General features: G+C 44.2%; 16 protein-coding genes and 1 pseudogene. 8 read left to right on the top strand and 9 right to left on the bottom strand.

Annotated features, from left to right (window positions below):
• Positions 1-652: 652 nt before the first annotated feature.
• The 3 genes and pseudogenes from ACE1CM_RS16150 to tnpA all read left to right on the top strand — a co-directional run.
• A complete protein-coding gene (locus ACE1CM_RS16150) occupies positions 653-1,666 on the top strand; it encodes a reverse transcriptase domain-containing protein (RefSeq protein ID WP_374878535.1) in 1,014 nt (337 codons plus the stop codon).
• Positions 1,667-1,744: 78 nt separating this feature from the next.
• The gene (locus ACE1CM_RS16145; protein WP_374878533.1) at positions 1,745-2,062 is read left to right on the top strand and encodes a group II intron maturase-specific domain-containing protein; all 318 of its coding nucleotides are present in this window, start codon (positions 1,745-1,747) and stop codon (positions 2,060-2,062) included.
• 426 nt (positions 2,063-2,488) lie between these two features.
• Positions 2,489-2,707: pseudogene (gene tnpA, locus ACE1CM_RS16140) on the top strand (IS200/IS605 family transposase); the annotation flags it as partial.
• 82 nt (positions 2,708-2,789) lie between these two features.
• Here tnpA and ACE1CM_RS16135 read toward each other — a convergent pair.
• From ACE1CM_RS16135 to ACE1CM_RS16125, 3 genes are all read right to left on the bottom strand, one after another.
• Positions 2,790-3,890 (bottom strand): DUF4870 domain-containing protein, encoded by a 1,101-nt coding sequence (locus ACE1CM_RS16135; RefSeq protein WP_374878532.1) that lies wholly within the window; start codon positions 3,888-3,890, stop codon positions 2,790-2,792.
• Between the two features lie 135 nt (positions 3,891-4,025).
• Positions 4,026-4,211: a hypothetical protein gene (locus ACE1CM_RS16130; protein ID WP_374878531.1), complete on the bottom strand. Its 186-nt coding sequence runs from the start codon at positions 4,209-4,211 to the stop codon at positions 4,026-4,028.
• Positions 4,212-4,216: 5 nt separating this feature from the next.
• Positions 4,217-4,738, bottom strand: a complete 522-nt coding sequence (locus ACE1CM_RS16125; protein WP_374878530.1) for a DUF29 family protein — start codon at positions 4,736-4,738, stop codon at positions 4,217-4,219.
• A 410-nt stretch (positions 4,739-5,148) separates the two neighbouring features.
• On the opposite strand from ACE1CM_RS16125, the gene ACE1CM_RS16120 reads away from it, so the two are divergent.
• Positions 5,149-5,736: a hypothetical protein gene (locus tag ACE1CM_RS16120; protein ID WP_374878529.1), complete on the top strand. Its 588-nt coding sequence runs from the start codon at positions 5,149-5,151 to the stop codon at positions 5,734-5,736.
• 150 nt (positions 5,737-5,886) lie between these two features.
• On the opposite strand, the gene ACE1CM_RS16115 is transcribed toward ACE1CM_RS16120, so the two are convergent.
• Both ACE1CM_RS16115 and ACE1CM_RS16110 read right to left on the bottom strand, forming a co-directional pair.
• Entirely contained in the window at positions 5,887-6,978 is a 1,092-nt protein-coding gene (locus tag ACE1CM_RS16115; RefSeq protein ID WP_374878528.1) for a sensor histidine kinase, read from the bottom strand.
• A gap of 210 nt (positions 6,979-7,188) precedes the next feature.
• Positions 7,189-7,899: a response regulator gene (locus ACE1CM_RS16110; protein ID WP_374878527.1), complete on the bottom strand. Its 711-nt coding sequence runs from the start codon at positions 7,897-7,899 to the stop codon at positions 7,189-7,191.
• A 106-nt stretch (positions 7,900-8,005) separates the two neighbouring features.
• Between ACE1CM_RS16110 and ACE1CM_RS16105 the strand changes: the two genes are divergently transcribed.
• The gene (locus ACE1CM_RS16105; RefSeq protein WP_374878526.1) at positions 8,006-10,240 is read left to right on the top strand and encodes a cation:proton antiporter; all 2,235 of its coding nucleotides are present in this window, start codon (positions 8,006-8,008) and stop codon (positions 10,238-10,240) included.
• A 283-nt stretch (positions 10,241-10,523) separates the two neighbouring features.
• Here the strand turns inward: ACE1CM_RS16105 and ACE1CM_RS16100 are convergent, their stop codons facing one another.
• A complete protein-coding gene (locus ACE1CM_RS16100) occupies positions 10,524-11,360 on the bottom strand; it encodes an alpha/beta fold hydrolase (RefSeq protein WP_374878525.1) in 837 nt (278 codons plus the stop codon).
• Between the two features lie 72 nt (positions 11,361-11,432).
• On the bottom strand, positions 11,433-11,999 hold the full coding sequence (locus ACE1CM_RS16095) for a hypothetical protein (RefSeq protein WP_374878524.1): 567 nt from the start codon (positions 11,997-11,999) through the stop codon (positions 11,433-11,435).
• A gap of 123 nt (positions 12,000-12,122) precedes the next feature.
• Between ACE1CM_RS16095 and psbP the strand changes: the two genes are divergently transcribed.
• Both psbP and ACE1CM_RS16085 read left to right on the top strand, forming a co-directional pair.
• Entirely contained in the window at positions 12,123-12,671 is a 549-nt protein-coding gene (psbP, locus tag ACE1CM_RS16090; protein WP_374878523.1) for a photosystem II reaction center PsbP, read from the top strand.
• A 235-nt stretch (positions 12,672-12,906) separates the two neighbouring features.
• Positions 12,907-13,512, top strand: coding sequence for a Maf family protein (locus tag ACE1CM_RS16085; protein ID WP_374878522.1), 606 nt, complete (start codon positions 12,907-12,909; stop codon positions 13,510-13,512).
• Positions 13,513-13,550: 38 nt separating this feature from the next.
• Here ACE1CM_RS16085 and ACE1CM_RS16080 read toward each other — a convergent pair whose 3' ends face one another.
• Together ACE1CM_RS16080 and ACE1CM_RS16075 are read right to left on the bottom strand one after the other, a co-directional pair.
• Positions 13,551-13,709, bottom strand: coding sequence for a hypothetical protein (locus ACE1CM_RS16080; RefSeq protein ID WP_374878521.1), 159 nt, complete (start codon positions 13,707-13,709; stop codon positions 13,551-13,553).
• Positions 13,706-14,077: a hypothetical protein gene (locus tag ACE1CM_RS16075; RefSeq protein WP_374878520.1), complete on the bottom strand. Its 372-nt coding sequence runs from the start codon at positions 14,075-14,077 to the stop codon at positions 13,706-13,708. Before ACE1CM_RS16075 ends, ACE1CM_RS16080 begins: the two co-directional genes overlap by 4 nt.
• Positions 14,078-14,116: 39 nt before the next feature.
• On the opposite strand from ACE1CM_RS16075, the gene ACE1CM_RS16070 reads away from it, so the two are divergent.
• Positions 14,117-14,371, top strand: a complete 255-nt coding sequence (locus ACE1CM_RS16070) for a hypothetical protein (protein WP_374878519.1) — start codon at positions 14,117-14,119, stop codon at positions 14,369-14,371.
• Positions 14,372-14,396: the final 25 nt, after the last annotated feature.

The raw sequence follows: 14,396 nt of genomic DNA, 5'->3' as shown, positions 1-14,396 counted from the left end.
TGGAAATTATGCCCGACCACGTTGTGCGATTCGTTTAGGCGAAAACGAAAGGCTATCAGCCCTAAGTGTATGCCTAGCAAGCGTTATGGCCCGTCGTATCGGCTGAACTGAACCTTGACAACTTAATGACCATGTGGGTGAGGGTCCCACCACTCAAGGTGCAGAGTTGAAAGCGCTTCCCCTATTATTTGGTGTAGCAAACCAATTGATAAAGCGGGGAAGTTAAGTGGAGGTAATTGGGAAACCTATCCTGAAATCCCTTCTAGCAAGAACTCATGGGTAGCGAAGCGCGAAAATGCTATTAACTGCCGTAACAGGCAACCAGTGAAATTAGGTTGTTGTCCCTCTGGACTAACACTGGGAGACCCAAAACGGGCAAGGATAAAGGTCTAACGTTAATGTGGCGATTAGACTGCACCTCAAATAAAACCCGGCAGAGAGCATTGCCCTAACAGTTCTATCAATGGTCATTAGGAACGAATTAACCCCTATATGTCTCTAGAAACGGTCGATTTTATAGTAGGTTGCTAACCGCAAGATATATGGGGGCAGGATTGAATCAGAAGCCAAAGCCTCACGTAATGGTGAGGATATGCTGACGGATTCACGATTGTTTGGAATGAATAGGTATAAGTAGCAATGAACAAGTCTAATACAGAGTTATCAAAAACTACTGTGGAATGGAAGAATATCCCGTGGCGTAACATCGAACGGGCTGTCTTTAAGTTGCTTTCATCGCATATTCAAAGCCGCACAGCGTGGAGACCATCGTGCAGTTCGCAGGCTGCAAAAAACCTTGATGAAGTCAAAGTCGGCAAAGGTATTAGCCGTTCGCAGGGTAACTCAGGATAATCAGGGCAAGAAAACCGCCGGAATAGATGGAGTTAAAAGTCTAACCCCGCAAAAAAGGCTGGAACTTGTAGACCAACTGAGATTAACCGATAAAGCAAAACCCGTTCGGCGTGTCTGGATAGATCAGCCCACAAAAACGGAAAAACGCCCATTAGGTATACCCACAATGAACGATAGAGCAACCCAAGCTCTAGTAAAAGCTGCTTTGCAGCCAGAATGGGAAGCTAAATTCGAGCCTGATAGCTACGGATTTCGACCCGGACGCTCATGTCACGATGCCATTAAAGCAATATTTATTGCAATCCGGCTTAAGCCCAAATACGTACTAGATGCCGATATTGCCAAGTGCTTTGACCGCATTAACCATGATGCACTGCTGAGAAAATTGAATACATTCCCCACCATTCGCCGACAAATTCGTGCTTGGTTGAAAGCGGGAGTGATTGACTGGAGTACCGAATCAAAATCATCCTATACTCCAACATCTGAGGGTACGCCCCAGGGTGGTGTTTTATCACCATTACTAGCTAATATAGCTCTCCACGGTATGGAAAACCGGATTAAACAATATGCCGAAACTTTGCCCACTAGGGCAGGATATGGCAAAAAGGTTAACAGGGGCAGCCTTAGCCTCATTCGGTATGCTGATGACTTCGTAATTTTACACGAAGACAAAGCCGTTGTCCAAAGATGTCAGCAGATAATAATTGATTGGTTAAAAGACATGGGTTTAGAACTTAAGCCTGAAAAAACCAGACTTTCGCACACACTCATTGAAGAAAGTGGCAATGTCGGGTTTGACTTTTTGGGTTGACATATTCAACAATATAAAGTTGGAAAATTCTCCTCCAACCAAGGGGGTAAGACTATCATCACCCCTTCAAAGAAAGCTTTGAAAGAACACAATAACAAAGTGGGTCACATCATCGAACAGCATAAAAACGCTCCTAAAGAGGCGTTAATTGCCAGACTTAATCCAGTCATTACGGGATGGTGTAATTACTCCAAAACTGTGGGCAGCCAAGACACATTTGAAATGGCTGATTTCGTCACCTTTCATCAGCTTTTTGGATGGGCAGATAAACGTCACCGCGGCAAAAAAGCTGCCGCCGCCGATGGAAAAAGAGTGGTACTAGGAATTGGGTGTTTGCGTCTAATGATGGACAAGAACTTAAGCGGCACGATGGGACACCAATTACTAGGCACGTAAAAGTGCGGGGAGATAAAAGCCCCTATGACGGAGACTGGGTTTATTGGAGCAAGAGAAGAGGGGAGTACCCTGGTACAATGCCCTTATTAGCAGACCTCCTGAAATCACAAAAAGGGAAATGCTCTCACTGCAATATGTACTTTACTTCAGAAAGTTTGATTGAAATTCATCATGTGGATGGGAACCACAAAAATAACAAAAGAACTAATTTGAAGGCTGTACATAGACATTGCCACGATATTATTCACGCCAAATGGGAACCACAAGTATGCGAGATGAGAAGTGATGAATCTTATCAGCCCATCCCCTAATCCTGAAACACCGGAAAGCGGTACACATGACAAGTGCCAAACAAACGAGGAGCCGATGAGGTGAAAGTCTCACGTCCGGTTTTGAAGGAGAGTTCGGGTAGGTGACTACTCGTTCGACTCTAACCACTTGTTGATTGAGGTAGACCCTCAGTTTGGAGTTCATAAAGCCGTGAAGAGGTTTAAGGGCGCAACATCTAGGTATCTTCGTTTAGAGTTTCCACACCTTAAATCAAGGCTTCCTACTCTGTGGACTAACTCTTACTTCGTTTCTACAGTTGGGGGAGCGCCTTTGGAAGTAGTTAAACAGTACATCCAAAATCAGAAAGAAATCTGACGGGGAATAAATTCCCCTACGGGCTTACCCCATGTCTAAAGCCAGGGGCTTGCGCCCTATGATTTTCGGTCAAAACTTCAAACTATTGGAAAAATCGGATAGTAAAGGGATATCTATAATACTTGCCCTGTATGGCTTTAATTGCCGCAACAATTGGCAGGATTAACCAAACTAACGGAACAAACACCAATAGGATCAATAGCATCAAAGCAATTAATCGAGCTAAAAGGGGTACTACGGGCATTCCAGGAGGAGCAGCGCCTATAGACCAAAACATTGTCTCTTGTAAGGCAGGTGCTATAGCAAAAAATGGTGCGAAGTAAAGAGTCATGGAGATTTGAAAGTTGAGAGATTCTTTACCACATATATCAATAAATGGATGTTTATTTTTCTGAGTCAACCAAATCATGAGAGGTAGTAAAATATGGCTAGCCAGCACAAGCAAAAATATCAAAAGTATTAAATATCCTAGTATTGTCCACAGGGGAGAAGGAGGCACGGGCGTATAATAGCCAGACAAAAATATTAGCAATACTCGCAGAACGTAGAGTATTGTTATACACGCTAAATAAGAAAAATGACACAACATAGCCCACATCTTATTTGATGAGGTTAATATTGGCTCACTTGGCTGATTAAAACTACTTGTTCCCAACTCATGATTAGCGGTTTGCTCAACTGAAAAAGCAGGGAAATTCCCAGTAAAAAAATTAACGACATTCATGGTCAAAGGGGTTCTATAATATTTGCCTCTCCTAGCCTGAATTGCCCCAATAATCGGGACAATCAAAGTGAAGAACCATAATGAAGGTATTAGACCCACAAACAGGAATTTTAGTAAAGGGAATATTGAAAGCCCATTAAAACCTATCAAGTATGCGAGCATTGATAATTGAAAATTGAGAGAGTTTTTACTAAAATTATTAACGAAAGAGTTTTTATTTATGACAATCCCCAATAAAATAAGCGATCCCAAAGTACTTCCCATCTGATAAATAATCAGCCAAAGACAGCGCATGGCTGCACGTTTACCGAAATGAGGAAGCAAGAAGGAATTGAAAGAAAGCCATACTGAAGGATAATCGATGTAAATTTTCCATCCTATAGCTAACCCTAGTATTCCCCCTATAGGGGCAGCTAGATGACACCACATTCCCCATTGTTTCGCTTTTTGGTCGTTCATTGCTTTTATTCTTGTGAAAGCACAAATAATCAAAAAGATCTATTAAGTAGGTGAAGGTAAATCAACTCAAAATGGGCAGGCGGGACACCTACATAACCATTTTCATTTGATTTAACTGCACCTAATTAACAAATATCAAAAGTTTTCCCACCCCACTTCACCCGTTTTCGGTATTTTTTGTAGAGATGCTAACTGCTGAGTTAGCCATCTCAACAGTAAGTCAGCAAACTCAGGTGCGATCGATCTCCCACTCATACCAACAGGCGATCGCACATCAATGACCCCGTTCTGGTGCGTACTGACGACGAGTAGCGATCGCAAAAATTCTATTTTCTGCGGTTAATCCAGTCTTCGCCACCAGGTAACTGTGCTAAATGTTCCTCAATTAGCGCGGGTAATTCTTTGGCAGAATGGGTATAAGTCAGAGCGATCAGTTTAGTTGCTATTTTAATTAATTGAGGTTGCTCTAACATTTCTGACAGTTGAGAACGGGTATATTTTCCGTTCATGACTTCTTCACTTGCATCGGCGAGCGCATCCTCAATGACTTCTTCATCAATCAAGTTTTCCCACTCATCTTCATTGATGTAGTAAGAAGTTTTATTATCTTTAAGATTCAGCTTTTTAATTTCTCTGATTGAGTTACGAATCGAATTCACCCAAGACGCTGTTAAGCGTTGCTCAATTTGGTTTTTAATCAAGTGAATCAACAAAATGAGCAAATAAGATTGAATTGTCCGCCAAATTGCTTGTTTGCTCATTCCTTCTAACTCATCTACAATTGCCAAAGCATCGTTGTATCGACCTTCTAAGATACTGGTTCTTAAATCTATAAGTTCTTGTGTCATATTTCTTGACCTCTTCAGCCTAGTTTATTATTTAGACTCGCTGCTCGTATCTCTTGTTGTACTTCGTCCAAAGGCAAATCTAGAACTTGGGCAATTTGTTCTGCTGTTAAGCCAACTTTTACCAATTGCGGTATTGTTTCCAGTTTAGCTAGTTTTCGAGCCGTTTCAATATAGTCATCCTTGTCGTTAACAGGTGTAGGAGTTTCTCTCCCGATAGAGTTTCTGGCCTCTTCTTGCGTAAGTCGTGAATCTTTGCTAGCAACAGATAACTAAAATAAACCCGCCCCCACCCCGATAACGAAGCAACCGGACATGATATAAGCCCACACCAGGGCGATCTTGGGACGATCAATTTTGCCAAATATCCAATTTGGAGGCAGTAGCAGCCGTCGTTAAATGATATTATTTCTATGTATAATATTACAGTACGTAAATCGCTGATGGCTTTTGCAAGTTTAATCAACAAGCTGTCGATGGCTACAGCCAGTGCAGCTTTGATCGCGCTTTTAACCCCTGCTGTTGCTCAGTCTGTCGTGCTAGTCACAAATAATGTGATTATACCTCCTCCAGATAAGGAAACACCTGAAGTGGGAATTTGTCCCCCTTGGTGTGGCAATGGCGTTGTATTAACTCTGTTTACAGATTCTCCTCCTCGAACTGCGATCAATAACACGCCGTTTAACATCATAGGCGCGATCGATATTATTCCCGACGATCAAGATGCGATCTGGGGTGGAGCAATTTCTAATATTTTCAGGAGTCTAGTTATATCTCCTGATGGCAAAAAGTTAGTTCAAAGTGGCGGAATTATTCCCCCAGGTGGAATCGTTTACCCATTTAGAATTACCAATCCGCCTGGTAGCCACATTCGGTTTGATGCAGAGTTGATCTTTGACTATGCAACCGTTCCCGAAACGACACCTGTCTGGAGTCTGTTGGCTTTGGGCGCAGTTGGTCTGGGTTCAGTTTTCAGAGGGAAAGGAAGAGTCAATAGTTAGTTGTCGGTTGTCTACTGACAATTGACTAAAATATTCTTAATCGATCAACCCCAGGACTTACGCAACAACACTAAATATAGTGTAATGGTGCCGTAATCTGCTCGAAGAGAGCACCCTACATATAGAAAATTTGCGTAAGTCCTGAACCCATTAAGCTAAAGGCAGGAAAAATCGAAAAATACTGCCTTTCCCTAACTTACTTTCTACCTCAATTTGACCACCTTGTAGTTCAACTAACCGGCGGGTAATCGCCAAACCGATGCCGGTTCCTCCAGAATGCCTAGCACGCGAACGATCTGCCCTAAAAAAGCGTTCAAAAATATGGGGCAAATCTTCAGGTGAAATGCCAGATCCCGTATCAATTACTGCTATCCAAAGCTTACCGGGTTCAGTCCAAGCCCGCAGCGTAATCGAACCTTTTTCAGTATAGCGTAGAGCGTTACCCAACAAGTTAACCAGCACCTGTTCTACTCGGTCAATATCTGCTAATACCAAGGGCAACTGTGGCGGACAATCTAATTGCAAAACCGGGCCATCTTCCAGCAGTTGGTCGGTAAATTTTTGCACCAATGACTTGAATAAATTCAGCAAATTAACGGGTTTCAGCTTAATTGGTAAATAACCCGCTTCGGCTTTTGAAAGTTCTTGCAAATCGTTGACTAACCGCTCTAACCGCTTTGTTTCTTTGGCTAATTGCTGATAAATTTCCGGCGTAGGGTTGATGCTACCATCTGCCAATTCTTCTAAGTAACCGCGAATCACCGTTAGGGGGGTTCGCAACTCGTGGGTTAAATCTCCAATTAGTTCACGCCGTCTTTTTTCCACCCCTTCTAAACTCGATGCCATGCGGTTGAAACTAACGCCTAATTGATTCAGTTCTGGAATTTCAATTGCAGGCATTCGCTCCTTCATTTTTCCAGAGGCGAATTTTTGGGTAATATTTTCCATTTGGTTCAAAGGTTGCATAATTCGCTTCGATACCCAATAACTCAATCCACCCGCAGCGGTAGCGCCTGCAATCACCGACCAAAAAGTTGTCCTACTCCAGGCAATTTCAAAGCCTTGTACTAAACGAGCGCGGTCATAAAAGAACCCCGAATTAGTATCTTCGATTTGTTCCAGTTGCACGATAAAAAAGCGGGGGGAATATACTTTACCAATAATTACGAGGCTGCCTACTCCGACTAGCATCACCAGGAGGTGGGAAAAAAATAAGCGATCGCGCAAACCAAACTTCGCCATAATATTGCAGATTTAATCTAAAATATAAAATCACCCATTATATCATGTCCGTTTCATCGTTAGTGTAAGTTGGGGCGGGTTTAACGAAATATTTCTTGGAGCCACGGATTGATTGGTAAAACCCGCACCTACAGGATTAAAAACACTTGGGCTTCCATTGCGTAAGGACATGATATGACCAATGATCGATGACCAATTACCCATTACCTATTAGGAGGGATTTGGGTCTTCAAATTTATAACCGACGCCGATGACCGTTTTAATAAAAGTGGGATTTCCCGGATCTGGCTCGACTTTTTTCCGCAGTCTGGCGACGTGAGTATCTACCACCCGTTCATCGCCAAAAAAGTCATCGCCCCAAAGTTTGTCAATCAACTGGGTGCGGTTCCAAACTCGATTTGGTTGACTGACAAACGTGCTTAAAAGATTAAATTCCAACGCCGTTAAGTCTAAAGTTTCCGATTGATTGGCATTCAGATTGCGGTAAGCCGTGCGCTGGTCTACATCAACGGTAAAATGTTGGGTGCGATAAACCAAACTTTGTGCGCCGTGACGGAGACTGCGGCGCAGTAATGCTCTTACCCTCGCAACCAATTCTCTGGGACTAAATGGTTTAACTAAATAATCATCCGCGCCTGTAGATAAGCCAATTACCCGGTCAATTTCTTCTCCCTTTGCCGTTAACATTAAAATATAAGGGTCTTTCGGCCCTGGTTTTTGCCGGATGCGGGCGCATACTTCCAAACCATCCAAACCAGGTAGCATTAAATCGAGGACGATCAGATCGGGTTGCATCTCCTGAAACAATTGCAACGCCGTCAGTCCGTCGCCGCATCGCTGACAGGAAAAGCTTTCGGCTTCCAAAGCCCTTTGGATCAGTTTGGCGATTTCCGGTTCGTCTTCAACAATTAAGATTTTCATCTCTGGAATTTCAAACTTGAGATTGAATTTTATTTTAAATATAGCGCTGATTGACTATAAAGTTAACAAAGTTATAGAATATAACCCATAACTTTCCCAGCGAAATATGGCAGCAGGACAAAACTTTATTCTGGATCTGACATCGGTGCTGGGATCTGCGGCGGTGGGAGGTTATATTGCTAACCGACTGCGCCAACCCGTGCTGATCGGCTATTTAGTCAGCGGTTTAATTATCGGCCCATTTGGTCTCAAATTTTTGAGCGAAGTGGATCGAATTAAACCTTTGGCAGAAATTGGCGTGGCGTTTCTGTTGTTCGCCCTCGGCGTTGAGTTCTCCCTCGCGGAACTTAAACGGGTAAAAGATATTGCAATTCAAGGCAGTTTATTGCAAATTGGTCTTACTATTGCCCTGGTAACTTTATTGACCAGTGTCAGCGGTTGGGTGAATACGCCGACCCAGGGAATATTTCTGGGTGCGGTGCTTTCGCTTTCTTCTACTGCTGTCGTTCTCAAAACCCTCACCGAACGCGGGGAAACTAACACCCTCCACGGTCAAGTGATGTTGGCGATTTTGATTGCCCAAGATTTGGCTTTAGGGTTGATGTTAGCAATTTTACCGGCACTGAATAACCCCGCTAATCTTGGCCCAGCATTGGGAGCAGCTTTACTGAAAGTACTGGTATTTTTGGCAGCAGCGATCGCCGCAGGTCGTTGGTTAGTCCCCCTATTAATTAAACGCATCGCCGAAACAGAAAGCGGCGAGTTATTTCTTATCACCGTAATTGCCCTATGCTTGGGTGTAGCTTTAATTACTGCTAAACTTGGTCTTTCGATTGAAATGGGGGCGTTTGTTTCTGGTTTAATGATTAGCGAAATTGATTATGCCGACCAAGCTTTAGCGAAAGTTCTTCCCATGAGAGATACGTTTGCTAGCTTATTTTTTGCCTCGATAGGAATGCTGATAGACCCCCATGTCTTGATGGGTAATTTTGGTCAAATTTTGGGTTTGGTGGCGATCGTGATGCTGGGGAAAGCAGTAATTATTCTGCCAATAGTGATGAATTTTGGCTACTCGTTTAAAACCGCAGCGATCGCCAGCTTCGGACTGAATCAAATCGGGGAATTTTCCTTTGTCTTAGCTTTGGTGGGTTTGCAACAAGGGTTTATCGACCAAAACAAGTATTTCCTATTAGTAGGAACGACAGCGATTACTTTATTACTAACTCCAGCTTGGGTGCGCTTTTCTGGAGTTTTAGCCGATAAAATCGGCGAATTGCCGTTTTTATCAGATTACCTGCGTCAGTTTCGCGATACTAAAGATTTGTCACTTCCAGAAGGTTTCAAAGATTACGTAGTCGTCGCCGGATATGGGCGAGTTGGACAAACAATCGTCAATATCTTGCAAGAGCAGGGTCACAAAGTTTTGGTGATTGAAAATAGCGAAGCGGGGATTAAACGGTTAAGAAGCGAGCAAATTCCCTATATTTTTGGCGATGCAGATTCCGAGTTGGTGTTAGAAAAGGCACATTTGGATAAAGCTAAAGCATTAGCGATCGCTCTCCCCGATCCGGCAAGTACCCGTTTGTTACTCAAACGCGCCCTAGAATTAGCCCCAGAATTAGATATCGTCGCTCGTTCCCATCAAAATGACGAAATTGACCTGCTGACTCAGTTAGGTGCAAAAGAAGTCGTACAACCGGAATTTGAAGCAGCTTTGGAAATTACGGCGCATTTATTAGCAACTCTGGGAACTAACAGATCGATTATCTACTCGGTGATCGATCGGATGCGGAGCGATCGCTATCAAAGTATTCGCCGCGAACGCACAATTCGCAAACAACAACTAGATTTGAGTGCCGCAGCACCAGAACTCAACCAAGAATGGGTAACTTTGGATACCACTTCCCCTTTAATTGGAATGACCCTGGCGGCAGCGGATATTCGCAACTTGACAGGGGTCACGATCATGGCTATACACCAGGGCGACGAAACTCAGTATTATCCACCCGCCAAGACAGTTTTAAGTGCAAAAGACCGCTTGCTCGCAGTGGGAGAACGAAAAGAATTGTCAGCATTTAAAGATTTGGTGCGGGGTGGCTGCATAATTGGGGAAGGTTCCCATCAGTGGGTGACGCTGTCAGAAAACTCCCAGCTTTTGGGAATGCAAATAGCTGATTTGCAGCGTCAATACAACCTGCGGGTGCAAGCAATCCGCAGACACGGCAAGTTGGATTATAAGGTAGATGGTGCGATGGAATTAGAGTTAGGAGATTGCATTCTGTTGCAAGGAGAACAGGCGAGTACTGACGAAGTAGCTAAACTCGCTGCAACTGATGATTAACGCAAGTTGCTAGTTATAAACAAGCGCGTTGCTAATTGCTAATTGCTAATTGCTAATCTTGGATTTTTACCAATCGATCCATTAGCCATTAGCCATTAGCCGCTCCCAGAGAGATAACTAGCAACTTGAGTTAATTAACTGTTTAATGAACCGCAGAGGACGCACGAACCGGGGTGAAGAGAAGAGAAAAGGAAGGGAGTTTCTAAATGTAGGGTGCGTTACGCTATCGCTAACGCACCCTACATATAGAGAAGTTGCGTAAGTCCTGTTTATTTCAAGGCACTTATGCCGACTGCTTTAAAAAATCTGCTACAGTTTGGTTAAATGCTTCCGGCTCGGTTAAAAAAGGCCAATGATTCCCCGGTACTTGGCAGATTTGTAAGTTTTTCAGATAGGTTTTGTAAGGTTGGAGTTGCCAATCAAACCGATTTACGCCTGTTTCTGGTTGCACGAATAGGGTGGGAATTGCTATCGGTATTGTTAGTCCAGCGACTTGCATTACTTCTGCAAAAATCCCGTCGCGAGCGGCAATGGTAAATTTGCTACCCCAACGACCATCGGGTTTTTGTTCAATTCCAGCTTGGAAAACTTTCTGTTGCAGGGGACTCCAACCTTGATATTGTTTTAATTGCGGTGCCAAAGTTAAAGCTTGTTCGTAACTATCAAATGGACCCATTGCTTTCAGAAATGGCAAAACGCGATACAAAAATGGAAAGGTTATTGTCAGGAAACTGGGCATTTTCCAAATAAAGATTGGATCGACTAGAACCATACTCCGCAGGCGCGCTGGATTTTGTCTTGCCCAGATAGCAGCTAGTTTACCCGACCACGAGTGAGCAACTACATGAGCGCTTGACCATCCTTTGGCATCCATTAATGCTTCTAGGTCAGCGATCGCGCTCTGGAAGCTATAATCCTGCTCAGGCTTGCTACTATCACCGTGTCCGCGCAAATCTGGCGCGATGATGTGATAGTCAGATGCCAAAAAATCGCCCAAACTCGACCAAACCAGGGCATTATCGGCTAAACCATGTAACAGCAGCAAGGGTGCTTGACCTTGGTTCCATTCCAAGTAAGAAAGTTGGATCTGCGGTAAAAATAAGGTTTCGCGAACAGGCATAATTTAATTTTCCATTCAGGTGTAGGGACGCGACATCAACAGGATTTACGCAACTGGCACAAGCGAGCGATCTTAGATAGCTAGTGAAAGCCATTTGGGATAGGCGTAGGAGTCTTGAAGTTGGAAGTCGGAACCGGAATAGGTTTGAAAAACTAAGTTAGCGGCAGATTGAAGATTATCGATTAAATTGGCTTCTTCACCATAAGCTTCAAAAGCGAAACTCCACCAAGCATTGCCTTTAATAGTTAACTGGGTAATTTCAACGTTACAGTTTGGGTATTTGCGGAGCGATCGCACTTTCAAAACACCCACCCAATAAGCTTTCGACTCTACATCTACTTTTACTAAATTTTCTACCGTATTATCTTCGCAGATCCACTTTATCCATTTCTCGGCCTTCCCCGCTACATTATCTCCAAATCGCAGCACCCCTAATTCAGCTTTACGCCATTTAATTTCCAATCGTTCTTGCCGCAGTTTAATCCCTAAAGTCTCGCACTCCGGCAGTAGCAAATAAAAATCTTCCCGTTGTTCAGGCGCTGCGGGGGGTTCGCCAAGCGCCTGTGAATTAAACCAATCTTGAATTTCAGGCGGTAGCGTGCCAGGGTAAAACCAGCGTAACTCGATGCTTGTTAACATAGCGGATTTCGATCAATCCAAAATAGACACAAGAGATGGGACAATAGAACCGCTGGGTTGATTGAGGTAGCCTAGATAACAGTGCTACTCGATTCCAGCATGGTGCTTAAGGGGACAGTATAAATGTTGAAACGGATTGCGGCGGTTCTGCTAGTGGTATTAGTAGCTGTGAGTTTGGTTAGTTGCAGCATTTCACCGACCAGCGGTTTGAAAAGCTATGTCGATACTACCAAAGGTTACCAGTTCCTCTATCCTAACGGTTGGTTGCAAGTTAAAGTGTCAAATGGTCCGGAGGTGGTATTCCACGATTTGATCGAGAGTACCGAGAACATAAGTTTGGTAGTTAGTCCAGTACCGGGCAGTAAATCTTTGGCTGAGTTGGGAACGCCGGGGGAAGTAGGATATAACTTGTCGAAGAGTGCGATCGCTCCTCCCGACTCCGGTCGCACCGCCGAACTGGTGAACGCCGAAACGCGGGAACTTCGCGATAAAACCTATTACCTTTTAGAATACGCCGTCAAACTCCCGAACCAGCAAGAACGTCACAATTTAGCCAGCGTCGTCGTCAGTCGCGGTAAACTGTTTACCTTCAACGCTTCCACCACCGAACAGCGTTGGGAAAAAGCCAAACAACAGTTGGAAACAGTGGTTAACTCTTTCTCGGTTTATTAATTATTGGTAATGGGTAATGGGTAATTGGTAATTGGGAAGATTAACAGATGACAATTACAGCGGATCGCAGTCGTATGAGGTACACCTTGGTTTGTATAGCGGCAGCATTAATGCTGCCGCTATACAAACGAAGCCTTAAGGCTGTACCAAGACGAGGAATTTATCCGCTGTAACTCACCCGCCCACCTGCCCACCTACCCATCTGCCCACCTGCCCACCTGCTTTTCATCTACCTATGGGCGTTCCTCAATTTGTACTTGCTTCCGCTTCTCCGGCGCGGCGAAAATTGCTGCAAAATGCCGGGATCGAACCGATTGTCCGCCAAAGCGATTTTGATGAGTCTCAATTTCAGTTAAGCGACCCTGCCGAACTGGTGCAAATTTTAGCTCAACGTAAGGCGGAAACTGTAGCATCTCAGTTTCCCGATGCTTTAGTATTGGGTTGCGATTCGGTTTTGTCGGTGAATGGGGAAATTCACGGAAAACCCGCTTCGGTGTCGGAAGCGATCGCGCGCTGGCAAATCATGCGCGGTAATGTGGGCGATCTTTATACGGGACATGCTTTAATTGATACCAAACAAGGCAAAACTTTGGTGCAGCTACAGGTGACGCGAGTTTATTTTGCCAATGTAAGCTCGAGCGAAATATCCGCCTACGTTGCTACTGGGGAACCCCTCAAATGTGCCGGATGTTTTGCCCTCGAAGGTAGGGGCGGTTTATTTGTCGAAAAACTCGAAGGTTGTCATTCTAATGTGATTGGACTCAGCTTGCCTTTGCTGCGGCGAATGCTGGGGGAACTGGGATACGATGTTACCGATTTCTGGCAGTTACCAGAAAGTTAAAATAGCGGGATTGGTTATGATTCTATTTGAGACTTCGCTTATCCGAGTGCTGGGCGTGGCGAGTTGAGAAAGCGATATGCCGGAGGCACGAGAAAGGCGCGATTCCGCGAAGCGGAGATGCCTCCGGCACGCTGACGCGAACGCCCTTTGGGCGAATCGCATCGGATGGTGACACATTGCTGATGGTTGGTATTCAAGCTGGATTTAATTCCTGGGTCAAGTCTTTCTCCCGTTTAGCTACTACAAAGGGAGATTCTGTATAAATGACCCAACTCTCATCGATACATTCCATATTTGGATCAAAAACAAGACTCAGTTCACCAATTTCCTCAATTTCATTCTCACTAATTGGCTGACTTTCCTGAGCAGATGTTGCAGCTTTGAGCAAAAAATTCAGCGTAATCCACCGAGAACGTTCAGGCAAAGAGCTTGTCATGCCTAACGAACTACTAACCAACTCTGCCTCGATTGGGCTAATGAACTCAATTTCTTCGTAAAATTCATCTTCAAATTGTTGCGCTTGGCAATTTTGAACTAGACTTGAGTGATGCTCCAACTGTTGCAAACCTATGCCACAATAAAGTCAACTTTCCACAAGATTTTTATGTCCCTTACGCTTACCTTACCACCCAAAATTGAAGCACTACTCCGCCAACGCGCCGAGAATACAGGGCAAGATCTAGCCAGTATTGCTCTGGCTGTCCTCGCTTTCGGACTCAGCTTTGATGAAAGCGATTTCTTTGAAGCTTTGGAAGGCATTCAACGCGGACTTGACGATTTTGAGCAAGGTCAATTTTCCAGCCTAGAAGAATTTATCGCCGAACAGAACCGAAAATACGGACTTTCCCTGGAAGCATGACCTATCGTATTGACTTCTCCAATAA

The sequence above is a fragment of the Microseira sp. BLCC-F43 genome, from assembly GCF_041929235.1.
Taxonomy (GTDB): Bacteria; Cyanobacteriota; Cyanobacteriia; order Cyanobacteriales; family Aerosakkonemataceae; genus Microseira.
This window is presented reverse-complemented; position numbering and strand designations above follow the sequence as displayed.